Source organism: Fusobacterium ulcerans ATCC 49185 (assembly GCF_900683735.1).
GTDB lineage: Bacteria > Fusobacteriota > Fusobacteriia > Fusobacteriales > Fusobacteriaceae > Fusobacterium_A > Fusobacterium_A ulcerans_A.
Genome location: NZ_LR215979.1, coordinates 1,921,718 through 1,947,046, shown reverse-complemented (window position 1 = coordinate 1,947,046; position 25,329 = coordinate 1,921,718). Strand labels below are relative to the sequence as shown.

Sequence of the window (25,329 nt, the reverse complement as noted above, 5' to 3'; positions counted from 1 at the left end):
TCCAGAGTTTTTGTTTTTATTATCTGTGTGCTATACCAACTAATTCATTTATATTTTCAATATTATTTTCTTCACAATATTTTTGTAATCCTTCAGCTACTTCTACAGGAAGAACAGGATTAAAGAATATACCAGTTCCAAGTGATACCATAGAAGCTCCAGCCATTATGAATTCAAGAGCATCCTCTGTACTAGAAATTCCCCCCATACCAACTATTGGAATATTTACAGCTTTATATACTTGATATACCATTCTTAAAGCTACAGGCTTAACTGCAGGTCCTGAAAATCCACCAAAAGTATTTCCCAGCAAAGGTTTTTTAGTTTTCAAATCAATAGCCATTCCTAAAAGAGTATTGATAAGAGATACAGCATCTGCTCCATTTTCTTCTACAACTTTAGCTATATATGCAATATCAGTAACATTAGGAGATAATTTTACTACAAGAGGTTTAGTAGTTACTTTTCTTACTTCTCTTGTAACTCTTCCTGCAACTTCTGGATTAGCTCCAAAAGCCATTCCCCCATCTTTTACATTTGGACAAGATATATTCAGTTCTATTATATCCACTTCTTTTATTTTTTCTACTCTTTTAGCTATTTCTATATATTCCTCAACAGTTTTTCCATTGATATTTGCTATTATATTAGTAGTGATGCCAGCTTCTTTCATATCCTTTAAGATATGAGTTTCAAAATAATCAATCCCAGGGTTTTCAAGTCCAACACAATTGAGCATACCACCAGGAGTCTCTGCTATTCTTGTCCCATAATTACCATCTCTAGGCTCCATAGTAAGCCCTTTTACAACTATTCCACCAAGCACATTTGGATCAAAATAATCTATATATTCAAGTCCGAATCCAAAACATCCAGATGATGTGACAATAGGATTCTTAAAATCGACACCTAAGAATTTAGTTTCCAGTCTATTCATTTTTTTCCTCCAGATTAAATATTAATTACCACAACAAGTTTCTGTTCTTTCAGCAGGTTCAAGATCTACAATAGTTTCAGATTTGAAAACAGGGCCATCATGACATACTTTTTTCATTCCTTCTTTAGTTTTGATAGAACATCCTACACAAGCTTTTACTCCACAAGCCATTCTTTCTTCTAAAGATATTTCACATTCTGTATTATATTTTGATGAAGTTTTTGCCACTGCTTCCATCATTTTATGAGGACCACAAGTGAAAACCATATCGAATTTTTTGCTGTTCATAAGTTCTTCCATTTTAACTATAACAGTTCCCTTAGTACCAGCTGAACCATCATCAGTAGTTACATGAAGGTCTGTGTTATCAAAGTTGAAATTAGAGAGAATTTCAACAGCATCAGCATTTCTTCCTCCTGCTATTAAAGTTACTTCATTATTTTTCTTTAACATTTCTACAAGAAGCTTCATAGGAGCCATTCCCATTCCACCACCTACTACCAGAAGTTTTTTATCTATCATATCAGTAGAAAATCCATGACCAAGAGGACCTTGAATATTTATAGTTTCTCCAGCTTTCATTTCAGCAAATTCTTTTGTTCCCCCACCTTTTACTTCATAGTAAAATTCAAGTTCCATTTTATTTTTATCTACATAATGCAGACTTATTGGTCTTCTTAGTATATGAAGTTTATTTTTACATTGAATCATAAAGAACTGTCCAGCTTTTGATGCTGGAATGCTTTTTTCAGCTTTTAATCTCATAAGATAATTTTGTCCTGCAATATTCTTATTTTCTAAAATCAGACAATCTTCTAAAAACATTTTTCCTCCTACAAACTATATATTAAATTATTTTATTTCCTTACCACAATAGTAGCAGAATTTCCCATAATCCTTTACTATTACTTTATTAGGTGTTTCTTCAAAATGAGTCACACATTTATGATTAGAACATACAACTTTATCATTTGATACTACATTTTTTTCTTCTTTAACAGTAGCAGTGGATTTCTTTGCTCCCAGTGCAAGAGCATACATAGCTTCTCTTACTGGTACTCCATTAGCAGCCTGTTTAAAGTAAAGAGCATGTTTTGTATCATCTAAGTTCACACTTATCTCATCAACTCTAGGTAAAGGATGCATAACTATCATATGATCCTGACATTTTCCAAGTATTGTTTCCTTAGATATTTTATATACTCCACTGACTTTATTAAATTCTTCAATATCTTCAAATCTTTCTTTTTGTATTCTTGTCATATACAGAACATCTATTTCAGAAAGAATAGGCTCGTATTCAGAGTAGATATGATACTTCATTCCTTTTTCATCAAGTTCTTTTGTGATATATTCAGGTATCTGGATAGAATCTGGAGCTACAAAATAAAATTCGGCATCAAACATTTCTAAAGCTTTAGTAAGTGAATGGACTGTTCTTCCATATTTAAGATCTCCAACAAAAGCTATTTTTACACCTTCTATTTTCCCTAATTCTTTTTTTATTGTAAAAAGATCTAAGAGTGTCTGGCTTGGGTGTTCATTAGAACCATCACCAGCATTAATTACAGGATTTTTAGAAACTTCAGAAGCAAACTTAGGACCACCTTCTATGTTATGTCTCATAACAATAATATCAGAATATGCTTCTACCATTTTTACTGTATCTCTCAGAGATTCTCCTTTTTTTACAGAAGTAGCATCTGGAGAGTCAAAACCTAGAACCTTTCCACCAATTCTATATGCAGCAGATGTAAAAGATAATCTTGTTCTAGTAGATGGTTCAAAGAAAAGACTTCCTACTATTTTTCCATCTATTAAATTAGGTTCTGGTTTTTCAGATAATTCAAGAGCTAAATCTAGAACTTCTAAAACTTCCTCTTTTGTCAAATCTTTTATTGAGATAAAATCTTTCATATTACCTACCCTCCCATGAATATAAATAACATAAAAAAGGGAACGAAAATCACAAAATGATGTGAGTTCCATTCCCTATAATAAAAATGTTTTTTAAAATATTTAAAAATAGAAAAATAAAATAAAAGAAACCTAAGATAAAAATTGATATATTCAATTTATCATCAAATATCTTCATATATCTATGTCCTCCTTATATTTTTCTATATCTTGATTATGATATCACACTTTTTAGAAAAATTCAAGAGGAAATTTATGTTATTTTTTTAAAATTTCTATTAATTCAGCTTTATACTTAGCAAGGTTATTAACAAGGTCTTTTATTTGTTCATTGCTGAGCTTTACAGTATTTTCTGTAGTGGGAACAAATTTAAACTCTTCAGTAAGAGCAGTTTCAGTAACTGGGAACATATAGTTCTTTTTAGGAACCAGACTTTGAAACTCTTTACTGAGAATATATTCCATAAATTTTTTAGCTCCCTCTTTTGTTTCTTTTTTATTTACCAGAGATGCCCCCTCTAAATACATAAAAGTTCCATCTTCTAAAAGAAAACTGCTGAATCTGCTTTGTTCTTCATCTTGTGAAAAGAAAAGATTACTTGTAGCATATCCAACCATCATAGGAGCTTCTCCAGCTGTAAATTTAGCAAATGCTTCACTCCAACCAGGTTCAGCAGTATAGATGGCAGGTTTTAGAGCAGTCCAGAAATTTTTCCAGTTTTCTCCATATAGAGCTATACTCCACAGAAGAGCTTCTTCTCCTGTAGATGAAGTAGCAGGATTTTCAACTAAGAGCTGTTTCTCTAATTTTCCAAGTTCTGTAAGATTTTTTGGAGGAACAGGAATTTTCTTTGTGTCATAATTTATAGCAAGAAGTCCATAGTCAAAAGGAGTTACATATCCCTCTTTGTCCATTATAAAATTATTGCTTTTTATGTTAGAAATATTTTTAGGAATATAAGAAATAATAAGATTTTCTTTTTTTGCTATTTCAGTACTCAAAGAAGTCAGCCCAATAACTACATCAGCTTTAGGATTTTTTTCTTCAAGCTTAAGTCTTGATACAAGTCCATCAATAGATATGAATTTAATATCTACTCCAGTTTTTTCTTTAAATATTGGGGCAAAAGTTTTTCCTATCCACTTTGTAGAACTAGGACCATAAATTACTATTTCTTCTGAAAAAGAAGAAATAGATAGTAGTAAAAATAAAGATAAAATAAATTTTTTCATAACATCCTCCTAAAAATTTTGAGAGCAATAAAAAAAGCTGTCTGAAATAGATAAATAGACAACTTAAAACATTTCCTACGTTGGCATTATCCAAATCAGGTTTAACGGTCGAAATAAAATTTCCTCTCAGCTTTTCAGCTCCCGTATGATAATATTTTCTTAATATATATAAACTAAAGATACATTTGAATATAAAGTTTGTCAAATAACTACTTTATATTTTTTAACCTTTGATGTATAATCTAATATATCATATAAAAAATAAAAAGTAAAAGAATTTAAGGAGGATTTTATGAAAAAAATACTACTAATGATATTTTTTGCTGTTTCAATGTCAGCTTTTGCTGTAGATGGATACTTAAGAGTGGGAGCAATAACTGAAACTAATTCTTATAATCATGAAAGTGGATCTTTTGAAAATTATGCACCAACTTTTGGTTTTGAAGCAACTCAAGATTTTCTTCTTGCAGATTTAGGAGCAGGGATAGCATATAATGGAAAAACTGGAGGTACTGATATAGGAACAGTTCCAGTATATCTTGTAGCAAGATGGAATCTTCTTCCAGTATTTTTTGAACCATATATTGTTTTAAAAGCAGGAAGAGTGCTTATGACAAATGAAAGTGTAAGAAATTCAAGCCCTGATGGAAAAGGTTATATAGCTGGAGGATTTGGAGTAGATTTTATGCCATTCCAAGCAGAGCTTCTTTATTCTGAAACAAAAATAGATGGAGATAGAAGAGGATCAGATAGATTGAAACAATTATCTTTAGTTTTTGGATATAGAATATTCTAATCTGGAGGAAAAAATGTATAGAACAGAAATAAAGCTGAAAAGAGTGCCTATGGATGAATTGAAAAAAGATTTCTGTGACAGAGAGAAATTTGAAAAATTTTGTAGAGAATGCAGAAATTATGGAAGCACATGGTCATGTCCTCCTTATAACTTTGAGGTAGAAGATTATCTGAAAGGTTACAAGTATATATACCTTGTAGGTGTTAAAATTATTTTTGATGAAAAGACTTTAGAAGAAATAAATACAAAAGAAAAAATAAATGACTATACTACAGAAACTCTTAAATATATGAAAAATAAAATAATGACAGAGCTTTTGAGAGTGGAGAAAAGGTATGGAGGAAGTAAAAGTCTTTCAGCTGGAGGGTGTAAAATCTGTGATGACTGTTCTAGAAAAAATAATATTCAATGCCAGCACCCTGATATGATGAGATATTCTCTTGAATCAATGGGATTTGATGTAGGAGGAATTTCAAGTGAACTATTGGATTATGAATTGAGATGGGCAACAGAAACTCGTCTGCCTGAATATTTTTCTTTGGTGACAGGACTTATGACTAAAAGTGAAATTGAGGGATTTGAAAAGGAATTTAATATATAATTGAAAAATATTAAAAGATTTTGAGTTCATGAAATATCTAGAAAGAAAGATTCTAAATTCATGAACTCTTTTATTAAGAAAATATAGATTTAAAAATATAAAATAAATATTGATAAAAATAATTAAGAAGTTTTGAAATTATTTAGCAATTATGATTAATGCATCAATTTGAATTAAAAAAGAAAAAGTTAAAGAAAAAAGCTGCCAACTGCAGAGAACTCAAGTTCGCTAGAGATAGACAACTTTTTTATTAAAACTTATATTATTTTTATAACTGCAGATTGATTTTAATCAAACCATGAATCTACATCAGATTTAAGAATTTTTTTATTTGCTGCATCAATATCAAATTCATATTCTAATCCATCATGTACAAATTCTACCTCATAAACATATAAAGCAGGTCTATAATCATCTTCCTGATCTAATTTAATTTTAAAATATTTTACCTCACTTTCTTTGATCCCAACTGCTGAAAGTGCTGTCTGTTTTGCTTCTTCTGGACTTATTAATTTTATTCCATTATTAATAGCTTGATTTTGGATAAGGTTCATTTCAACTTCTCTAGCTCTTTTTTTATGTAATGAATCACTTGCAAAAGCCCCTGTTCCAACTAACATCATAAGTACAGCTGTAGATAATAATAGAGTTTTAATTCCCTTTTTTCCTTGGTTTAAATTTTCTTTTAAAATATTCACATTTAGTTTTTTCATATTTTTCTCCTTTTACCTATTTGATTTATACTTTGATTATATAGCTCAATTATGAAAGGAACATTAAAATTTTAATTTTTTTTTATATTTTTATTGGAAAAAATAAAGTGAATATACTTCCAGTGCCAAGAGTACTTTCAACTTCTGTATAGCCTTTATGCTTTTCAATAATCCACATAACCATTGATAATCCCAATCCCATACTTCCATTTTCCTGATTTGTTCTTGATTGATCTACCTGATAGAATCTATCCCATATTTTATTTAAATTTTCTTTACTTATTCCAATTCCATTATCTTTTATTTTTATGGCAATATAACTGTTTTTTTCATAAATTTCTATAGAAACATAACCATTTTCTTTTCCATAAATAATGGCATTTTGTATGACATTTTGAACGGCACGGCTGAAAAGCATTTTATCTACATAATACTCATGTACAGTTAGTTTATTTATCATATTTACAGCAATTTTTTTTGATTCTGCAGTAAATTGAATATCTTTTATAATATCTTCCATCAATTGTGGAATATTTGTTTTTTCATAATTTAATTGGATTTTTCCTTGTTCTGCTCTTGAGAAAAATAGAAGCTGATTAATGAGAGCAGACATTTTATTTACTTGATAATTTATACTTTCTATAGATTCTATTACTTCTTCAAATGAAGTTCCATGCTGGAGAACATATTCGCTTTCAGCCATAATAACAGCAACAGGAGTTCTTAATTCATGAGAAACATCTGATGTAAATTGTTTTTCTTTTTCAAAACTTTTTTCTAGTTTTTCAAGCATATTATCTACAGTCTTTCCCAGCATTGATATTTCATCTCTTCCATCAGGCAAACCTATTCTCAAATAAAGTTTGTTGCCCTCACTTATTTTCTGAGCAGTTTCTTGAATTTTTTTTACTGGGAGGAAAGCTTTTTTAGTAATAAAATATCCTATAAGACTTGATAAAATTACTAATACAGGGAGTAAAACAAAAGCTGCTCCAATAATGATTTTACTAAGCTGCATTATTTGGATATTGGGAACAACACCTCTTATCCAGAAAATATTATCATATTCATCTTTAATTTTTTTATCATATATATAAAATATTTCTCCATCTTTTTTCATTGATTGGACACGTCCTGATTCCAATGGAAAAGAAATAGGAAATTTATCTGGGATGCTTCCTTCAATATATTCCAATTGGATATTATATTTTAAAAGATAAACTCCATCATCATAAAAGTCAAAATCATCACCTTCTTCAATATCTTCAGCAGCATCTTCAACTACTTTTACAAGCTCATGTTTTTGATTATTAAGAATAGACATATCAGTAAATTCAACTATTATTCCAAGTATAGCTGTTACAAGTCCTATCATAAATAAGGTATACCATAAAGTAATTTTGGCACGAATAGTCAGAAATTTCATAGATTTTTCTCCTTGTCTTTAATCATATATCCTACTCCTCTTACTGTATGGATTAATTTATTTTCATAATCTTTATCAATTTTAATTCTGAGATAACGAATATAAACATCAATCATATTAGAAGCTCCTTGATAGTCATAGTTCCATATATGGGTTTCTAGTTTTTCTCGAGACAGAACAATTCCAGAATTTTGCATCATGTATTCTAAAATAGCAAATTCTTTTGCTGACAATTCGATAAAATTATTATTTCGTTTAACTGTATGTGCATTAACATCAAGAATTAAATCAGCAATCTGCAGTTGATTGCTGACTTTGCCATGACTTCTTCGAATCATTACTCTAATCCGTGCCATAAGTTCTTCAAAATGAAAAGGCTTTACAAGATAATCATCAGCACCAAGATCCAATCCTTTTACTCTGTCTTCTAGAGCATCTTTAGCTGTAAGAAATAGAACAGGAACAGAATTTCCTTCATAACGAATTTCTTTGAGTACCTCATATCCATTTTTCTGAGGCATCATAATATCCATAATAATAATATCATATGAAGTTGATTTTATATAATTCAGTGCTTCTTCTCCATCATAACATGAATCTACACTATAACCTTCAACTTTAAGTTTTTTACTGATAATACGATTCATATATTTTTCATCTTCAACAACTAGAGCTCTCATAATTTTCTCCTTTCCAGTATCAATACATTTTTTAATAGTATACAGTAAAAAAATGAAAAATACATTAAAATATACTTTTTATAAATAAAAAATATAGCTAAAATAATTATAGATAGAAATTTTTAATTGGGTAAGGAAATTTATTGATAAATAATTTTAGAAATATTAAAAATAATTTTATAAAATGGTATAATTAAATTAACAAAGTTAAAAATTAAAGAAAATTTGTTATAATTTTTTAGGAAAAAAATAGGTATATTATTTGTTGGTTGTGACTTACTTAAAAATAAAAAGTCAAAAAAATATTTTTCACTTAAAGGAAATAGGGAAAAATTTATCAAAATTTTAGAAAAATATGAGATTATAGTCAGACATTAAATAAAAATATAGATCCGCTAAAAAATGAGAATTGAAAGAAAAAATAGTTATTTGAAGATAAAGATTAATCGAAATAAAAATATTAAAAAATTTTAAAAAAAATAGAACATAATTATGGTAATTTATTATTAAGAAAGAACCGATTAAAAGAAACATCAGAAGAAATTCTGATGTTTTTTGTTTACTATTTTATTTTATTAATATTTCACTTTTTTAATTATATCTATATAAAATTATAGAATAGTGTGATAATATATCTTTACATAAAAAAAATTAATAATAATATTTAAAATTAGTTTATAAAGAGTATTAATAACTAAAAAATATAATTATATTATTATTAAAAAATTATAGGAGTGGAAAATGATTTTATCAACAGAAAAAAATGAAACAACAACAAATGCAATTAAAGTGAAGGGAGTATATAAGGAGGGGTATGGATTTATAGCAAAAAAGATAATGAAAGACAGAAGTTTAAATGTTATATCTAAAGCTATTTATGCTTATATATGCAGTTATACAGGAAAAGGACATAGCGCCTTTCCATCACAAAAATTGATATCTGCAGATCTAGGAATAAATAAAGGAACATTAGTAAAATATATTAAAGAATTGAAAGACAATGGGTATATAACTGTAATACAGCATAAAGAAAAAGGGAAGTTTGCACAAAATCTATATACTATAAATATTTTGCCGTATATGGTTTTACCATGTATGGCGACAACCGATATGGAAACTGCCAGATACGGTCAAAAGGACACTAATAATAACAATATAAATAATAACATAAAGATAAATAATATAATATACACAGAGAATCAAAATGAAATAATTGCAGAAGAAACAGAAGTTAAAAAAGAAAAAATGAAAGATATACCTGTAGAAATACAGCAGATATTAAAAAAATACAGAGATTTAGGACTGCCAGATTTTAAATATCCTCCAGAGAACTATATTATCTTAAAAGCATATAGGGAGTTGGGAATTGCAAAGCTGTATGAAGCACTGACATTGATGGCTCAATCTGAATTTGTAAAAAACAATATGAGTATAAATGCAATATTTAAAATTGAAAATCTTAAAAAAGCCCTCAATGGAAATTTTAAAGATAAAGCAAATAGAACAAAGAATACCTATGAGAACAAGAAAGAGTTTGAAAGACCAGCATATGAGAATACTACAGGGGACTTTATAAAAGACTTGCTCAATGGAGCAAATGGAGGAAAATAAGATGATAAAATGTCAATTTTGCGGGAAAGAGTATATGAAAAATCCATATAAGTATATGGATTCCCTTCCAGAGATTTTTAAAAAGAATCTGGAATATATACCAGCCTGTAATTGTCTGGAAGAAAATAAAACAAAGGAACTGGAGGAATTGGAAAGGAAGAGGATGCAGGAATGTATGAAAAACAAGATGAAAAAGTGTAAGGATATTTCTGTGACGGATGAAAAATTCACAAGAAGCAGATTTGAAAGCGCTGATATGAAAAATGATTATATGCAGCTGTCAAAAAGATATGCAGAGAGCTTTATTAGCAAGGACAAAAGAGAGGGAATGCTCCTGTATGGAGGAGTAGGAACAGGAAAGACATTTGCAAGTGCCTGTATAGCTAATTATCTCATGGAAAGAGGGAAGACTGTATTGGTAATTAATCTAGGACTGTATTTTAACAAACTGACTATGGAGTGGGGAGAAGCTGAGAAAGTAGTTCTGGAGCAGACAGAAAAATGCGACTTGATGATTATTGATGATTTCGGCAGTGAAAAAGGACTAGATAGAAATCAGACAGGATGGAGGGCTGAAAAGATATACAATCTCATTGATGGGAGATATAGAAGCGAGAAGCCCCTTATAATTTCAACAAATTTGAATTTCAGTGCAGATGAGGGAAAATGCGAGTTAAGTGAGAAATTCTCTACACAAGGGCAGAACAGGATAAGAGACAGAATAATAGATATGTGTTTTCCAGTAGAAGTAACAGGGAAGAGCAGAAGGGGAATGACCCAGAAGAGATTTGCAGAATTTATATCTTAAAAAATTCAAGAGGAAAAATGGGAAGAGAGTATACAAAAGAAAAACAAAGGGATATAAACCTAAAAGGAGAAGTGCAAAATGACTAGAGAAGATTATATGTGTCAAAAATTAGGAAGTCTTTCAAATTTTGATAAACTGCTGGTAGAGAAAATGGTGGAGCAACTTGGAGAATGGGCAACAATAGAGGAAGTAGCCAAGTATTTTAAAAGACATAAAAATACTATTTATGACAAAGTGGAAGGGGGAGAAGTTCTCAATAGAAGAATTGGAAATAAAATTTTAATTTATACAAGGAGCTTGATTTTTTTGATGGAATAATTTTGAGAGCTTCACAATTTGTAACAAATTGTAACAATTCGTCACTGTTTAATTGCTGTCATCCAGAGTATCATATACCTATGGAAACAACAAAAACATAGGAGGTAACAAAATGGCATCAGAAGAAAATCAAGTAATTTTAACAGTGGTACAAAAGGAAATTGTAAAGGTGGAAAATGCAATTAAGAGAGAAAAGGCTATATTGAAAAATATAGATGACATCACAGCAACTTTGGAGCATATAGGAGAATTAGTGGAGGCGGGAACAGCATTCCCAGAAAATTCAGCATATGAATCATACAGTGACTGGCAGGAAAGCGCAGAGAAAGAAATTAAGTCTTACAACACTTCACTGGGAACAATAGACAAGTACAGAAGTTTACTTGCAGCATACAGCTTTTATGTAAAAAATAATACACCAGAAGCATAGTAGAAGCTAGGAATCAGGAAAGGAGGAGCAAGTATAAAAACACTAGTACTTAAATTCTTAAAATACTTTATCTACAAATGGCTAGGGACTAAAACAGTGGAAAATATCTTGATAACTGCTATAGGAGAACTTGTGGAAAGAACTGAAAGCAAGGTAGATGGCAAGATATACGAAGCTGTATTTGGAAAACTGGAAGGGGAGAAAAGTGAATGAGAATGGAGAAATATATTTCAAGATAGTAACAACCATCATAACATTTCTTCTGGCCTATCACAAATATATCCTTTCACTCTTTGAAAAGAAAGTGGATAAAACAGACTGCGAGAAAGAAAGAATCTTTGCTGAGAAATTCAGAAAGGAGAATATAAAAACCCTTGCAGATGGAATAAACAGGATAGAAGAGAGAATGACAAGGATAGAGGAACAGTTGATAAAACAGAATAGAAGCTGAAAGAAAAAATAAAATGCAGAGAGTAAAATCTCTGTATTTTTTTATATTACAAAAAATTTTACTCAGTAAATAAAATAAAGAATGACAAAAATAAAGAGGGATTTTCTTATAGTTCTTCTTTATGTATAAATGCGAACCTTTTTAAGAAAAATTTCAAGCATACAAAATTAACTATAACATTCTTAATTCCTAATAAAAAAATGTATATTCTTAATGAGTATATAATATCTTTCTTAATGAATAATGTCAAGATTTTTTTTGAAAAAAAACAACTGGTATAAAGTAAAGTTCTTCAAAATAAACGTTCTTTTAATATAAAATTACAAAAATATTTTTGCAAGTGTTCGCATTTATACATAAACGAGAACACTTTAAAAAACGTGGAATAGAGAAAATAATAGAGAGGGGGAAAGATGAGGGAGAAAGATTTTTTAAGACTCTATGTAGATTTATATAGAGAAAAAGGTGAAAAAATAGCATCAGCAAAAGTAGCAAAACAGAAAATAGATTCTATATGGGAAACCCTTATAGAATCGCTTTTAAAAGAGAAAAAAGTAATTTTTAAGGGAATTGGAAAGTTTGAATTAAGAGAAACTAACCCAAGGAGAGTTGTTCTTCCATTTAAAAAGAAAGGGGAAAGTAGTTATATGCTTGAAAAGAAAATGATACCTCCAAAAAAAATAATAAAATTTGCTGCTGGGGATAATTTAAAAAAACTGCTTAATGAAAAGGAATGTGAAAGCTAATGAATAAAAAAAGTTTTATTAATGAATATAGAAAAAAAACTTCTCATAATGGAGAAATAAAAAATTTAAAAGAAGCTAGAATGGATTTAGAAGTTTTTTTTGAAACTTTAAAAGTTGGTTTATTAAAAGATGGAGAAGTAAAATTACAAAAAAAGGGAAAATTTAAAATATTACAAAAAAAGGAGAGGGTCATAAGTAATCCATCAACTAGAGAAAGAATGACAATAACTCCACCTAAAACAGTAAAATTTGTTATAGCTAAAAATATAATAAAGAAAATAAATGAAATGTCTAAATAATTTTAATTAAAGGAGAAAGAAATATGAAGAAATTTATTTTGTCAGTTATACCATGCTGTATTTTTTTTGTAAGTTGCTCAAGTCAAAATATAAATAAAGATGATCCCAGATATATACTAGAGCAGAGAAGAAAAGCCTATATGGAAACATCTAAAGAGAAAGAGGCAAAAACTATGACATATCAAGAAAAAAATGAACAACTAATGAATGAAATAAGAGGAAAGATAGATTAATAAGTACACATAAAAGGAGAAAAAATAGAAAATGTCAATGAAAATATTTAAGAGAATTATTTGTGTTTTTATACTTGGAGTAATAATGGTGGGATGTGATTCAACTAAGGATACTTCAGTGAAAAAAGAAGAAAAAATAACTTTAACAGATAAAGAAAAACAACTGGATAAAGATGAAATAGCGAAAATACTAGTGTATAAAGCATTAGTGATAGAAGCTGATAATGCGCAATATACACCAGAAGAGATAGAGAGTATAAAAAAGGCTCAGGAAAATCTAAAGGTTAATTACTTTGTAGAGAGAGAACTGAAATCAAAAACTGCTGTAACAGATAAAGAAGTACAAGATTATTATGAGAAAAATAAAGAAAGATATAACAGCAAGACATTAGAAGAGACACTTCCACTTTTGTATCAGAATTTAGCAAATGAAAAATTTACAAAAGCTCAAGTAGATTACTATAATTCTGTGATTGAAAAATATAAACTCAATGATATTTTAAAAGCAGAAGGAATCATAAAAGATGAAAAAGTAAATAAAGAAGAAGTAAAAAAAGATGAAAAAGCAAAAGATGAAAAAATAATGAAAGAAGAAGTAAAAGAAGAAAAAATAAAAAGTGAAAAAGTAGAAGAAGAAAATAAAAGTAATTAGCAAATGGAGGAAATGTCTATGAAAAAAGCAGTGTTAGCTTCTTTATTACTTTCTTTAATATTGATAGGATGTTCAAATCAAAACAGCAGACCAAGTGCAGAAAATATGGATCAAAATAGGCAGAGATTACTAAACCTGGCAATGGAAAAGAATAAATTAAAAGAACAAGAGAAGTTAAGAGAACAAGAAAAAATAAAAGAGCAGGAAAGACTAAAAGCTCAAGAAAGAGCAAGGGAAGAAGAAAAGTTAAAGGAACAAGAAAAAATAAGAGCACAAGAGAAGCTAAAAGAGCAGGAGAAATTAAGGGAACAAGAAAGAATAAAAGAAGAAAAAAGATTGAGAGAAGAAGCGAAGCTGAAAGAGGAAGCAAGACTTAAAAAAATGACAAAAGAAGAACTGTTTGAAGAGTTGAATAAAATGAATAAAGAACTTGGAAATAAGAATATAGGGGAAGAGAGAAGAAAAGAAATAATAGAGAAATTAAATTTACTAGAAGAACTTAATAAAAAATAAACTTTGGAGGGATTTATGAAAAAACTATTAGTACTAGGAACAATTGTATTATCAGCATCAATGATGGGAGCAGAAGTGGATAATCTTGAAGCGCGTTTCAAAGGTTTGGAACAGGAATACAATCTATTGATACAAAAAGAGCAGGAAAAATTTAATACAGAGAAAAAGATAGCAGAAGCAGCACAATCAACTTTGGCTAAACAAAGAGAAATATACAATCAATTATCAGAAAAAGTAGCAAAATTAAATCAAATGAAAGATGTGAAATTCTATAAAGAGCAATATGGAGAGCTTGCATCAAAATATCAAGCAGCTTTAAAAGATTTAGAAGCGCAAATGAAAGAGCAGGAAAATATAATTAATAGATTTAGACAATTAGAAGCATTAAAAACAAATAAAAGTAAATAAAAAAATATTTTAAATCAAAGGAGAAAGAATTATGCAAATTAAAAAAAGTATATTATTGGGATTAGGCGCAATATTAATATCAGCAAATCTAGCAGCAGCAGATATGACATTAGACAGTAAATTCTCACAACTTGAGGCAGAACTGAAGATGCTGGAGCAGAAGGAAAATGAGAGATTCAAGCAGGAAGAAATGATAGCAAAAACAGCACAGGAGAATTTGAATTTATTAACGACATTAAAAGGGAAGAGTAATGAAAGAACTCAAATGCTTATGAATATGGAAGGAAAAAGTATTTACAATGAAGAAGTAAAAAAAATATTAAAGCAATACCAAGTATTTGTAAGCGATATAGATAAACAGGTAAAAATAGAAGAGAGAAAAGTATTCGAATTTAACCAATTAAAAAGTTTAAGATAAACATTAAGTATTGAAAAGGTATTGTGCTCTTATTTCACAATGCCTTTATTTTTTATAAAAGCTTTATAAAAAACTAATCAATAATAAAGAAACAGAGGGAGGATTTATGAAAAAAATAATTGCAGGCATTTTTCTTTTGTCTATATTAGGAACAAGTCTTCATGCGCAAGAAATAAGTGAAAAAGAAGGAATGAAAGTTTTGGAAGAGATAAGAAGAGAGATAAAGGCAGAGGAAAGGGCAAAACAGAAAGCTATTGAAGATGCAAAGAAGGCAGAGGAAGAAGCTGAGAAAGCAAGAATTGCTGCTGCAAAGGAAGAAGAGAGAAAAGGGAAGAAAATAATTGAAGATATAAGAAGAAATCAGAATGAATCACTTGAGGAAAAAGTATTTAGAAGTGAGAATACACCTGAAGCAAGAATGGCAGCAGCAAAAGAAGCACTAAAAATAGGAAAAGACAGAATGACATTCTTAAGGGAAGAGGAAGAAGAAATCATGAAATTAGAAGAGGCAATAGGAATAAATCCAAATGAAAAAAGAGTATTCTTAAGTCAGAAATATGATGAAGTATATGATGAATTTGATTCTAATAACAGCGAGATTGAACTTCTATTACATGAAAATGAGAAGCTTAATGAATACTTGAGCAGACTAGATAAGATGGAACAAAAAATAAGAATAGGAAACTAAGGGGGAAAGATATATGAGAAAAGGCGATATTGAAAAATCTCTAAAAAGATTTCTAAAAAGAAAAGTGAGTTATTCTCTTGCACTCTTAATATCTTTCATGATAATAGGAGGAATATCATTAGGAGCAGAAATAACAGCAGAGGAGATACAGGAAAGTAAGGGAGATCTTTTAAGCAGAATACAAACAGAGCGGGAAGAAATAAAAAGAAAAATAGTAGAAAATGAGAGATTAATAAAAGAATACAACTCAAACTTTGTGGAACTTGTAAGAAAGGGAGATTTTTACTCTAAGCCTTTATTCAACAGTACACAAGTTTTTTTCAGCTATCAGCATTTAGATAGTGGAAAAATGAAAGATGTAACAGATAAAGAGTTTTCAGAAACAATAGATGCAATAAACAAGCATTATGAAACAAGAAGTGGAAGAAGTATATTAAAATCTACAGGAAACATAGGAAAAGATAAATTGATAGCAGGAAATGGAGTGGCTGTAGATACTGAGGTATTTAGAGAAACAATAGAAGTAGGAGCAAATATCAAACCAGTAGTGCCAGTACTTCCTGAAATAAATAAAGTAATTAATGTTTCAATAGGAATACCACAAATTACAGGAGTACCAAATATAACACCTAGTAGTCCAAACTCACCTACAGCTCCTCCTTCAATTATAACACCAACAATTAATGTGACTACACCTGGAGCAGTTGCCTCAATAAATGTAACAGCACCAACAGTAACAACACCAACAACACCAGCAGAAAAAAATATAACAGTAAGTGCCCCTACAGCACCTGGAGGATATGAGCCAACTATGATAAATCCTCCAAAAGCTCCTTCAATACAAGTAATAGTTCCAATAAATATTTCAACTCCATCAATAGCTGGAAGTGGAGCAAATCCGAGTGTACAATACTTCTGGTGGGATGGAAATGATGGAGTAATATCTCAAATAAGTTTAAAATCTGGAGAATATATTATAAATGGAAATTCAGGAAATTATAGTGTAGGAGTAACAGGTTATGATGCAGAAGCATTTTCTGGAACATCTCCTCAAGGTAGTAAACCAACAGATGGAACATATACTGTAAATGAAGATTTTTTTCATACTTTATTAAATGTACCATATTCATATTATGGAGAAAATGTAAAAATAACTTTTAATTCAAATAATGCTAAACTTATTGATCTTGAAACTGAGGGAATAGTAAATGGTAATTTAGATGATAGAGTTGCAGAAGGGCTAATAACTTCAGCAACACGTGATAGATTGAGAGAGTATCAGACATATACTGGAATTAAAGGCGAGGATAATACGGAGCTTTTATTTGTTAATAAAGGTAAAGTAGAAATAAATGGAACAAATTCGGCGTATTTTTTTACAACATCACATACAGATGGCGGACTTAGAACAAATTATTTAGATAATGAAGGAACAATTATAGTTAATGGAGATAAATCAGCTGTATATATGCATTCTCCAGATACACAACAATCCAAAGCATATATTTATTCAAATGGCCCAACTGGAAAGATATATGTAGATGGAGTAGGAGCTTCATTAATGCAATGGGTTTATAGTAATTTAGATGCTAATGAAGCTGCATTTGTAAATGAAGGAACTGCTGAAATAAGAGGAGCAGAGGCAATTGCTTTATATATGTCAGATAATAAGCAGTTTAAAAATGGACATGCAGCATATATAAAAAAACCAATCGAATTATTAGGAGATAAAAGTATTGGTTTAGTTGCACAAAATACCAATATAACAAATGAAAAAAATATAGTGAAGTTCAGTATTGGAAAGAAAAAACAAACTATAGCAAAAGGGAATTCTGTAAATAATATTTTTGTAGACAGAGAAAATGATCCTAATTTAGTAGAGCAAGCTATTGGAATACTGATGGACAATTTAAGTACAACAAAAACAGCAGCCCAAATAGAAATAGGAGAGTATTCATATGGGGGAATAGGAATATTTGCAAATAACGGAACAATTGAAATTTTAAAACCATATGGAGTTCCAGCAGAAAACAGTAGTATAAAAATATCTGGTGGAGAAGGAAATATTGGAATAATTGCTCAAGGGGGAGATGTAAAGTTTGAAGGAGATATTTTAATAGAAAATGGAAAAAACAACCAGATAGCAATTGCACAAAATGGGAAAAAAATAACTATAAATGGTAATGCGACAGCTGGAGATAATACTAAGAAAATTGAGGATAGTGTTGCCCTATATGCTAAAGACAGTGGAACAGCAATAAATATAGCAGAAGATAAATTAAGTTTGAATTTGTCAGGGGATAGTATTGCAATATATTCAACTGATAATGGAGAAATAACAGCTAATAGAAGTTCACTAGATCATTCAGAGACTGGATTTGGTGGTGGAATAATTGAACCAACAGCACCAGTAAATATTTATGTTGAAGGAACTACTGTATCAGGTTTAGTTAAAGGAGTAGGATTATTTGCTAACAATGGTGGAAAAATAAATACTAAAAACACATATGTAAAAGTAAAAGATGGGTCTGTTGGAATTGCATCTATTGGAAGTAATTCTAATGTAGATATAACAAATGGAATTGTAGATTATGAAGGAAATGGATATGCAGTCTACTCTGATGGGGTAGGAACTGTTAATTTAACAGATGGAGAAATAATTCTGAGAGGAAAAGCCACAGCTCTTGAATTAGATTTAAATAACGATTCTTCTCCTAATCCAATAACTTTGACTGGAGCTAAGATTGTAGTAATGTCTAATGATGCAGTAGGAGTTAATCTTAAAAATATAGGAGCTTTAAATATAGGAACACTTAAAACAGATATAGAAGCTAAATTAGGTGGAGTAAATATAGTTGCTGGAACAGATGGAAATCAAGTATTTGATAAATATAAAATAGCAGCTGTAGATGGAGGAACTTTAAACATTAATGCTCATATGAATAAATCAGATACTGATACAACTTCAACAGGGTTCTTTTACTATAGAAGATTTTTAGGTCAAAGACTTAATCTAAATGTTTTAGCTAATATAGAAGTAAAATCAGAAATTAATAGCTCTGATGCAGAAGCAAATTTTAAAGGACAGGTAGTTGGGCTTGAAATGAATTCAAGTAAATCAGCAGCAAGTGCAACAGATGCTCAGATAAATCTTGCAGCAGGGTCTAAAGTAATAGCAGATAGAACAGATACAGGTGTAGGAGCTATTGGTCTTTACATGAACTTTGGTAAAATAGATATTACAGCAGGTGCTGGAGTGGAAGTTGAAAAAGGGGCGAATACAGTTAATGACAAAGCAGTGGGAGTATATGCCGTAAATGGAAGTAAAGTTGATAATGCTGGAAATATAGAAGTAAAAGGAAATCAATCCATAGGTATTTTGGGAATGGCATATAGAGAAGATGATGAAGGAAATATACTAACAAATGAATTTGGAACTGGAGGCATTTTTGCTGAACAAGGGAAAGTAACTATTACAAATACAGGTAATATTGCTCTTGATGGAATAGGAACAATAGGAATCTATGCTAACAATAACAACACTGGCAGAGCAGCTGCAGATAATGTAGTAACTAATGATACTTTAGGAACAATAACAGTAGGAGATTCAGATAATTTTACTGCAGCTATAGGAATCTATGGAAAGAAAGCTACAATTGCAAATAAAGGAAATATAACAGTAGGAAGTGGCGGAGTAGCTATCTATGCAACAGAAGGAAGTAATGTTACAAAACTTGGAACATTAAAACTTGGTTCAGATGGAATAGGAGTAATGCTTGATGGAACATCAACTCTTGAAGCTACTACTGTTACTTTAGAAAGCAAAGAAAATACAGTGGATATTAATGGAAAAACAGGTATTTTCTATAAAGGTTCATCAACTGGAAGTGACAGCCAAGATATAGACTTAGATATAAATGCCTCAAATTTTGTAAAAGGAACAGCTATATATGTACAAGATATGAATGTCACTTCTTCTGGATCTTTAACAGTTGGAACAGAAGGAATAGGTATTTTTGTTGCAAAGACAGGAGCTGGGCCAGTAATAAGCAGAATAGGAACAAATCAGGGAACAATTGAACTTGAAGCAAATGAAAAAGCAATAGGGATGTATGGAAAAGATACAACCATCGCCAATGAAACAGGTAATGGAATAATTAATGTTGGGAATTCTTCTCAAATAGGAATGTATGCAGATGGAGCTAATGGTAAAGCAATAAATAAAGGAACAATTAAGCTAAAAGTAGATGGAGCTACAGGAATCTATGTTAAATCTGGAGCAACAGCTGAACTTGATACTAACAATAATATAGTATTTGATGGGAAATCAAGTATAGGAGTCTATGCAGAAGGTGCAAAAGTAAACTTCAAAGATAATTTGACTTTTGCAAATAATAATGAAAATAAAAATATCTATGTATATGGAAAAGATTCTGCTGTAGAAATTACTGATGGTAAAACAGTAACAGTAAATGGAATGGGAACTCCAACAACACTTGGAAATAAAACAGTAGGAATATATCTAGAAAATGCTGGAACAGGAAGTACAGTTAAAGGAACAGGAGAACTTAAGGTTGAAAATGGAGCAATAGGAATTTATTCTAAAGGAAATAATAGTTTAGATGTAAAAGTAACAGCGACTGGAGATAAAACTACAGGAGTATTCATAGATGGAGAATCAAAAATAAAAGGAACTGTTACAGCGACAGGAAATACAACATCAGGAGCAATAGGAGTATATGGAAGTGGAGGAGCTGTAAATATAGATACAGAACTTACTCTAAATATAGGAACTGTCAGTACAACTAACAAAGGAACAGGAATGTACCTTACAGATGGTGCATATGCAACTGGAGGAAAAATAACTGTAAATAATTCTTCAACTGGTAATAATATAGGAGTGTATTATAGTAAAGGAACTGCATCAGGACCTGTAACAAATAGATCTGAGATTGAACTTACAGGAAAAAATGGTGTAGGAATATATGCAGCAGATGGAATAACTTTAGTAAATAATTCTGACATTACATCAACAGCTGGGCAGAGTGACAGTATAGCTTCATATATAGGAGGAGGTTCTCAACTGACTTCAACAGGAATTATCACAATGAATGATAATGACAGTATAGGAATCTATGTAGAAGAAGGTAAAGGAATCAACTCAGGAACTATTACAATGAATGGGGCAGCAAGCGCATCAAGTAAATCAGTTGTAGGAATGATAGCTAAAGCTGTTGCAGGAAAAACAGCAACAATAGAAAATACAACTGGTGGCACAATAACAGCAGGTGCTAATCTTGGAATGTATGTAGGAGAAGATGGAACTAGTATAGGAATAAATGCAGGAAATATAAATGTAACATCAGGAACTGGAGTATTTGTAAAAGGAACAAGTGCAGGATTTAATGGTGCTGGTGGAACAATAAGTATAACTGGAAGTGGTACAGGTATCATTCTTGAAGGAACAGGAGCAGGAAAAATAACAAATGCAGGAACTATAGCTCTTGCTGCTGGTTCAGTAGGAGTATATGGAAAAAGCGGTGCAAAAATAGACTTCCCAGTTACTATTAATGGAACAGGGGGAACTGGAATATATGCTGAGAGTGGAACAGTAGTATCTGGAACTATAAATGCTGGAAATTCAAAAGATACTGTTGCAGTTTATCTTGCAGATGATACAGCTAGTGTAAATGGAGCAGTAATAACAGCTGGTGAAGTTACAAATATAGCTACTGGATCAGCTATAGGATTATACCTTGGTGGATCATCATCAAATCATACGGTAGGAAATTCTACAATAAATGCTTCTGCATCAGGAGCAGTTGGTATATATACAGAAGATGGAAATAGAATAGAGTATTCATCAACAACAAATGTAAAAAATGGAGCAGTAGGAATCTATTTAAAAGATCTAGGAACTACACTTAATGCTAATGCTGGAACTATTAATATAACAGGAAATGGAATAGGAGTATATGCTGGAACAGGTACTATTGCTAATTTAGGAACAACAGGAAATCTAACAGTAAACTTTAATGGAAATGGCGGAATACTTTCATATAATGATGGAGGTACAGTAAATCTTGGAGCTAATATAGTTATAGGAAGTGGAGCAGGAACACTAGCAGCAACAAAGGATGGAAGTCTTTCTAATTCAGGAACTATTACAGTAGGAAATGGATCAGCAGGGTTACTTGGAGAGTACAGTGGTGGAAGTGGATATAGCGTAAAAAATGATGTATCAGGAGTTATAAATGTACAGACTGGTGGTTTTGGACTAGCAGCAACAAAAGATGAAAATACTGCTGTAGGAAATTATGCTATTGTAGAGAATAATGGGGAAATAAATGTAAGTGGAAAAGATGCAGTAGGTATGTATAACGAGGTTGGAGATATTACTAATACATCAATTATAAATGTAACTGACAATGGTATAGGAATGTATCTGAAGGGTCAAGGAAATATTGATGTTGGAACTTTAAATGTTACAAAAGGTGTTGGATATGTAATTGAAGGAACATCTTTAGGAACACCATCAGGAACAATAACCCTTCATACTGGTGATAAAGATAATTATTCTATTGGAGGATATTATTTAAATACTTTAGGAACTATAAATCTTCCAACAATAACAGATGCTGACTATTCAATTAAGGCTGCTATTAAGGGTGGAACAAATACAGTCAATGGGGCAATATCAGTTACAGGAGGACAGAATAAAGTAGGAATCTTAACTTCAGATTCTACTACTGCATTAGGAGCTATAACTGTAGGAGGAAAAGAAAATATTGGAGTATTGGGAACAGGAAGCAATTTAAGCATAACTTCAATAACTGTACAGAATTCAAGTCTTACTGCTACAGAAGATATGTCTGTGGGAGTGGTACTGAATGGTGGAAGCTATAACGGAACTGGAAATGTTCTTGTTGGAAATAATGGAATAGGGCTATATGCTACTGGTATGCAAAATGGAAACATAAACTATACTGGAGGAAGTCTTCAAGTAGGAAATTCAGCTTTAGGATTCTATGGTGAAGGAACTAAGGAATTAAGTGTAAGTACTACTGGAATAACAATTGGAGATAACAATTCTATAGGAGTATATGCTAAAGGAATGAATACATCAGTAACAGGAGATATAGCAGTTGGCACAAATACAAGTATAGGTATTGTAAGTGAAGGAAATGGTAATGTAACACAGAATGGAGATATAATTATTGCTGATAAGGGAAATGGAAAAGATGATAAAGGTTCAGTTGGAATCTACAAATTGAATGGAGGAGGAATTATAGAAACAACAATGAATACCACTTTCAATGTAGGAGTCAGCGGATATGGAATCTTTGTGAAGCAAAATGCAGGACAGAAAGCATCACAGTCAGCAACAATTAACAATAAAGCAAATATGACATTAGGAATGGCAGCAGTAGGAATCTATTCTAGTGGAACAAATACAGTAAATAATAGTGGAACAATAACTGTAGGGAAAACAAATATAAATGGAGAGCCTAATAATAAAGAAAAACATCTAAACTCAGTAGGTATATATGTAACAAATGGAACTACAGTAAATAATACTGGAACTATAAATGTAAAAGAGGATTTTTCAGTAGGTATTTATGGAAGTGGAGAAGGAACACATATTACAAATGCATCAGGAGCAACTATCAATGTTGATAAAGGTGGAGTAGGAATCCTAGTACAAAATGGAGCTGTAGCTGTCAATGCAGGGACTATCAATTTAGGAAATGTAGATAGTGATTATGGAGCAATAACAGTAGGAATGGCAGCATATAACACTGCAGAAATAATTAATAATGGAGTTATTAAGGTAGATAAAGGTGCAGGAATGGTAGTAGGAATAAATGCAAAATTCCAAAATAATGGATATATAGAGGTAAAAAATGGAGTAGGAATAGAAGGTCAAGGAATTCTTGAAAATACAGGAAATATTGTAGTTATACCTGGATATTCAGGGACAAAAGTTGAAACTACAGGTGTAGGAAGTGCAGAAGTAGGAAGTATAAAAATTGACTCAAATGGAGATATACATATTAATGGTAATTACATAGGAAAAGGTGGAACAATTTCAACAGTAGGAAATCTGGTAGTAAATGGAGCATATGTAGATGTAACAACAGGAATGCCAGTATTCAATGCAGGAAACATAAGTGGAGAAGTAAATATTCTTCCAAACTTTGCACTAACAGGAAATGGAATCACATATGTAATACAGAATTTTGTAAATGCAGTAGCAGGAGCATTGGATGAAACAAAGTTTACTCCTATAACATCACCTCTATTTATTGCAAAAGTGACAGGAGATGGAGATCTTACTATTGCAAAAAGACCATATGCAGATTTGACAATAGGAACACAGTTTGATGCATTGGATAAAGGACTTGATAATATTCTTGCTAACAGTGGAGGAATAGGAAAAGATGCAGAGATATTAAAAGGATTGAATGCATACTTGGAAGGGCTTTCTGCAGATCAATTTGAAGGAGAAACATCTAGAAAACTTGCAGAAACAAGAGGAGACATCTATTCAACTATTCAAGGAAGAATGCAGGATATCAACAGAGCATTTGATAACTCTTTCTATGAGCTTGAATCATCATACAATCTAACTAAAGACAGCAGTAAGTATAGTGTAATCTATACTGATGGAGATTATAAAGATCCAACTTTAGGAATAGAAGATTATGATTACAAGATAATGGGTCTTCTTTACATGAAAGAAAAAGAAGGAACAGAGTATGGAAGCAAATATGGATATACACTAGGATTTACAGGATCGAGATTTGAATTTGAAAATGATTCAAAAGAGGATGTATATTCATTGAGAGCAGGAGTACATAGAGTTAAAAATCTAAGTGAAGAACATAAAGTATCATGGTTATCAAGAATAGAACTAGGATACAACAGACATATAGCTGAGAGAAAGCTTAATCTTCATGAAACATTTGAGAATAAGGGAGAGTACAATACTTACTCTGTAGCACTTGATAACAGAATAACAAAAGTTATCTATACAGATTTATCAAGGGAATTGGATATATATGCAGATTTAGATTTAGAGTATGGAAAAGTAGATGGTTTTACAGAAAGCGCAGGAAGCAATGGCGGACTTGAAGTACAGATTAAAGATAATGACTACTTAAGCGCACAACTGGGAGCAGGAGTGAAAGCATCCCAAAGAATCTATGCAGGAAATGATGTATCAGTAAAAGTAACAGCAGATGTAAAGTATGCATATGAACTTGGAGATAACTATGATGGAAACAAAGCAAGACTAAAAATGGAGGAGAAGGATACTACAGCTTGATTACTCAGATGAAAGAGAAGGAAAACTGATAGGAAAAGTAGGACTAACAGTGGAGAAAGCCAACTATATGGGAGTAACATTTGAAGTAGAGGCAGCAGATGAAGGAAACAGAGAAGATTCATC

The 25,329-nt window shown here is 30.8% G+C and carries 23 protein-coding genes and 1 riboswitch; of the genes, 16 read left to right on the top strand and 7 right to left on the bottom strand.

Translation table 11 applies throughout. The features are described 5' to 3' along the window. Positions 1 to 19: 19 nt before the first annotated feature. From E0E45_RS08710 to E0E45_RS08695, 4 genes are all read right to left on the bottom strand, one after another. Positions 20 to 937, bottom strand: coding sequence for a dihydroorotate dehydrogenase (locus E0E45_RS08710; RefSeq protein WP_130890807.1), 918 nt, complete (start codon positions 935 to 937; stop codon positions 20 to 22). 21 nt (positions 938 to 958) lie between these two features. Next, positions 959 to 1,762, bottom strand: coding sequence for a dihydroorotate dehydrogenase electron transfer subunit (locus tag E0E45_RS08705; RefSeq protein WP_130890806.1), 804 nt, complete (start codon positions 1,760 to 1,762; stop codon positions 959 to 961). Positions 1,763 to 1,789: 27 nt separating this feature from the next. After that, positions 1,790 to 2,854: an aspartate carbamoyltransferase gene (pyrB, locus tag E0E45_RS08700; RefSeq protein WP_130890805.1), complete on the bottom strand. Its 1,065-nt coding sequence runs from the start codon at positions 2,852 to 2,854 to the stop codon at positions 1,790 to 1,792. A 258-nt stretch (positions 2,855 to 3,112) separates the two neighbouring features. After that, positions 3,113 to 4,087: a thiamine ABC transporter substrate-binding protein gene (locus E0E45_RS08695; RefSeq protein ID WP_130890804.1), complete on the bottom strand. Its 975-nt coding sequence runs from the start codon at positions 4,085 to 4,087 to the stop codon at positions 3,113 to 3,115. A gap of 55 nt (positions 4,088 to 4,142) precedes the next feature. Beyond that, positions 4,143 to 4,242, bottom strand: a riboswitch (TPP riboswitch). A gap of 137 nt (positions 4,243 to 4,379) precedes the next feature. Here E0E45_RS08695 and E0E45_RS08690 point away from each other — a divergent pair. Both E0E45_RS08690 and E0E45_RS08685 read left to right on the top strand, forming a co-directional pair. Beyond that, positions 4,380 to 4,883, top strand: coding sequence for a hypothetical protein (locus E0E45_RS08690; RefSeq protein WP_096402277.1), 504 nt, complete (start codon positions 4,380 to 4,382; stop codon positions 4,881 to 4,883). A 13-nt stretch (positions 4,884 to 4,896) separates the two neighbouring features. After that, positions 4,897 to 5,484 carry a DUF2284 domain-containing protein gene (locus tag E0E45_RS08685; protein WP_130890803.1) on the top strand — a complete coding sequence of 196 codons (588 nt, stop codon included), beginning with the start codon at positions 4,897 to 4,899 and terminating at the stop codon, positions 5,482 to 5,484. A 287-nt stretch (positions 5,485 to 5,771) separates the two neighbouring features. Here the strand turns inward: E0E45_RS08685 and E0E45_RS08680 are convergent, their stop codons facing one another. From E0E45_RS08680 to E0E45_RS08670, 3 genes are all read right to left on the bottom strand, one after another. Then, on the bottom strand, positions 5,772 to 6,197 hold the full coding sequence (locus E0E45_RS08680) for a PepSY domain-containing protein (RefSeq protein WP_130890802.1): 426 nt from the start codon (positions 6,195 to 6,197) through the stop codon (positions 5,772 to 5,774). An 82-nt stretch (positions 6,198 to 6,279) separates the two neighbouring features. Next, a complete protein-coding gene (locus E0E45_RS08675; protein ID WP_130890801.1) occupies positions 6,280 to 7,623 on the bottom strand; it encodes a sensor histidine kinase in 1,344 nt (447 codons plus the stop codon). After that, on the bottom strand, positions 7,620 to 8,303 hold the full coding sequence (locus E0E45_RS08670; protein ID WP_130890800.1) for a response regulator transcription factor: 684 nt from the start codon (positions 8,301 to 8,303) through the stop codon (positions 7,620 to 7,622). Before E0E45_RS08670 ends, E0E45_RS08675 begins: the two co-directional genes overlap by 4 nt. A gap of 741 nt (positions 8,304 to 9,044) precedes the next feature. Between E0E45_RS08670 and E0E45_RS08665 the strand changes: the two genes are divergently transcribed. The 14 genes from E0E45_RS08665 to E0E45_RS08595 all read left to right on the top strand — a co-directional run bounded on the left by E0E45_RS08665 (position 9,045) and on the right by E0E45_RS08595 (position 25,206). Then, complete coding sequence (locus E0E45_RS08665; protein WP_130890799.1) at positions 9,045 to 9,914, top strand: helix-turn-helix domain-containing protein; 870 nt, start codon at positions 9,045 to 9,047, stop codon at positions 9,912 to 9,914. Between the two features lies 1 nt (position 9,915). Further along, positions 9,916 to 10,722 (top strand): ATP-binding protein, encoded by an 807-nt coding sequence (locus E0E45_RS08660; protein ID WP_130890798.1) that lies wholly within the window; start codon positions 9,916 to 9,918, stop codon positions 10,720 to 10,722. Between the two features lie 78 nt (positions 10,723 to 10,800). Beyond that, positions 10,801 to 11,040: a helix-turn-helix domain-containing protein gene (locus E0E45_RS08655; protein WP_130890438.1), complete on the top strand. Its 240-nt coding sequence runs from the start codon at positions 10,801 to 10,803 to the stop codon at positions 11,038 to 11,040. Positions 11,041 to 11,152: 112 nt separating this feature from the next. Continuing rightward, positions 11,153 to 11,470 carry a hypothetical protein gene (locus E0E45_RS08650; protein WP_130890437.1) on the top strand — a complete coding sequence of 106 codons (318 nt, stop codon included), beginning with the start codon at positions 11,153 to 11,155 and terminating at the stop codon, positions 11,468 to 11,470. 205 nt (positions 11,471 to 11,675) lie between these two features. Next, complete coding sequence (locus tag E0E45_RS08640; protein WP_130890796.1) at positions 11,676 to 11,921, top strand: hypothetical protein; 246 nt, start codon at positions 11,676 to 11,678, stop codon at positions 11,919 to 11,921. Between the two features lie 413 nt (positions 11,922 to 12,334). Next, complete coding sequence (locus E0E45_RS08635) at positions 12,335 to 12,667, top strand: HU family DNA-binding protein (RefSeq protein ID WP_130890436.1); 333 nt, start codon at positions 12,335 to 12,337, stop codon at positions 12,665 to 12,667. After that, positions 12,667 to 12,966 (top strand): HU family DNA-binding protein, encoded by a 300-nt coding sequence (locus E0E45_RS08630; protein WP_130890435.1) that lies wholly within the window; start codon positions 12,667 to 12,669, stop codon positions 12,964 to 12,966. The genes E0E45_RS08635 and E0E45_RS08630 overlap by 1 nt, the downstream gene beginning before the upstream one ends. 23 nt (positions 12,967 to 12,989) lie before the next feature. Then, the gene (locus tag E0E45_RS08625) at positions 12,990 to 13,199 is read left to right on the top strand and encodes a hypothetical protein (protein ID WP_130890434.1); all 210 of its coding nucleotides are present in this window, start codon (positions 12,990 to 12,992) and stop codon (positions 13,197 to 13,199) included. Between the two features lie 31 nt (positions 13,200 to 13,230). Further along, positions 13,231 to 13,851, top strand: coding sequence for a hypothetical protein (locus tag E0E45_RS08620; protein ID WP_197730050.1), 621 nt, complete (start codon positions 13,231 to 13,233; stop codon positions 13,849 to 13,851). An 18-nt stretch (positions 13,852 to 13,869) separates the two neighbouring features. Continuing rightward, on the top strand, positions 13,870 to 14,364 hold the full coding sequence (locus tag E0E45_RS08615; RefSeq protein ID WP_130890433.1) for a hypothetical protein: 495 nt from the start codon (positions 13,870 to 13,872) through the stop codon (positions 14,362 to 14,364). Between the two features lie 15 nt (positions 14,365 to 14,379). Next, positions 14,380 to 14,772, top strand: a complete 393-nt coding sequence (locus tag E0E45_RS08610) for an adhesion protein FadA (protein WP_130890432.1) — start codon at positions 14,380 to 14,382, stop codon at positions 14,770 to 14,772. 31 nt (positions 14,773 to 14,803) lie between these two features. Then, positions 14,804 to 15,190 carry an adhesion protein FadA gene (locus E0E45_RS08605; protein ID WP_130890431.1) on the top strand — a complete coding sequence of 129 codons (387 nt, stop codon included), beginning with the start codon at positions 14,804 to 14,806 and terminating at the stop codon, positions 15,188 to 15,190. 106 nt (positions 15,191 to 15,296) lie between these two features. Beyond that, complete coding sequence (locus E0E45_RS08600) at positions 15,297 to 15,878, top strand: hypothetical protein (protein ID WP_130890795.1); 582 nt, start codon at positions 15,297 to 15,299, stop codon at positions 15,876 to 15,878. A gap of 13 nt (positions 15,879 to 15,891) precedes the next feature. After that, a complete protein-coding gene (locus E0E45_RS08595) occupies positions 15,892 to 25,206 on the top strand; it encodes an autotransporter-associated N-terminal domain-containing protein (protein ID WP_232044082.1) in 9,315 nt (3,104 codons plus the stop codon). Positions 25,207 to 25,329 lie beyond the last annotated feature (123 nt).

Excerpts from the sequence above, each read along its gene's own strand:
- E0E45_RS08655 (WP_130890438.1), top strand. The coding sequence starts at position 10,801 with ATGACTAGAGAAGATTATATGTGTCAAAAATTAGGAAGTCTTTCAAAT.
- E0E45_RS08665 (WP_130890799.1), top strand. The coding sequence starts at position 9,045 with ATGATTTTATCAACAGAAAAAAATGAAACAACAACAAATGCAATTAAA.
- E0E45_RS08635 (WP_130890436.1), top strand. The coding sequence starts at position 12,335 with ATGAGGGAGAAAGATTTTTTAAGACTCTATGTAGATTTATATAGAGAA.
- E0E45_RS08620 (WP_197730050.1), top strand. The coding sequence starts at position 13,231 with ATGTCAATGAAAATATTTAAGAGAATTATTTGTGTTTTTATACTTGGA.
- E0E45_RS08595 (WP_232044082.1), top strand. The coding sequence starts at position 15,892 with ATGAGAAAAGGCGATATTGAAAAATCTCTAAAAAGATTTCTAAAAAGA.
- E0E45_RS08615 (WP_130890433.1), top strand. The coding sequence starts at position 13,870 with ATGAAAAAAGCAGTGTTAGCTTCTTTATTACTTTCTTTAATATTGATA.
- E0E45_RS08690 (WP_096402277.1), top strand. The coding sequence starts at position 4,380 with ATGAAAAAAATACTACTAATGATATTTTTTGCTGTTTCAATGTCAGCT.
- E0E45_RS08605 (WP_130890431.1), top strand. The coding sequence starts at position 14,804 with ATGCAAATTAAAAAAAGTATATTATTGGGATTAGGCGCAATATTAATA.
- E0E45_RS08625 (WP_130890434.1), top strand. The coding sequence starts at position 12,990 with ATGAAGAAATTTATTTTGTCAGTTATACCATGCTGTATTTTTTTTGTA.
- E0E45_RS08650 (WP_130890437.1), top strand. The coding sequence starts at position 11,153 with ATGGCATCAGAAGAAAATCAAGTAATTTTAACAGTGGTACAAAAGGAA.
- E0E45_RS08710 (WP_130890807.1), bottom strand. The coding sequence starts at position 937 with ATGAATAGACTGGAAACTAAATTCTTAGGTGTCGATTTTAAGAATCCT.
- E0E45_RS08610 (WP_130890432.1), top strand. The coding sequence starts at position 14,380 with ATGAAAAAACTATTAGTACTAGGAACAATTGTATTATCAGCATCAATG.
- E0E45_RS08600 (WP_130890795.1), top strand. The coding sequence starts at position 15,297 with ATGAAAAAAATAATTGCAGGCATTTTTCTTTTGTCTATATTAGGAACA.
- E0E45_RS08660 (WP_130890798.1), top strand. The coding sequence starts at position 9,916 with ATGATAAAATGTCAATTTTGCGGGAAAGAGTATATGAAAAATCCATAT.
- E0E45_RS08695 (WP_130890804.1), bottom strand. The coding sequence starts at position 4,087 with ATGAAAAAATTTATTTTATCTTTATTTTTACTACTATCTATTTCTTCT.
- E0E45_RS08705 (WP_130890806.1), bottom strand. The coding sequence starts at position 1,762 with ATGTTTTTAGAAGATTGTCTGATTTTAGAAAATAAGAATATTGCAGGA.
- E0E45_RS08630 (WP_130890435.1), top strand. The coding sequence starts at position 12,667 with ATGAATAAAAAAAGTTTTATTAATGAATATAGAAAAAAAACTTCTCAT.
- E0E45_RS08675 (WP_130890801.1), bottom strand. The coding sequence starts at position 7,623 with ATGAAATTTCTGACTATTCGTGCCAAAATTACTTTATGGTATACCTTA.
- E0E45_RS08685 (WP_130890803.1), top strand. The coding sequence starts at position 4,897 with ATGTATAGAACAGAAATAAAGCTGAAAAGAGTGCCTATGGATGAATTG.
- E0E45_RS08680 (WP_130890802.1), bottom strand. The coding sequence starts at position 6,197 with ATGAAAAAACTAAATGTGAATATTTTAAAAGAAAATTTAAACCAAGGA.
- E0E45_RS08670 (WP_130890800.1), bottom strand. The coding sequence starts at position 8,303 with ATGAGAGCTCTAGTTGTTGAAGATGAAAAATATATGAATCGTATTATC.
- pyrB (WP_130890805.1), bottom strand. The coding sequence starts at position 2,854 with ATGAAAGATTTTATCTCAATAAAAGATTTGACAAAAGAGGAAGTTTTA.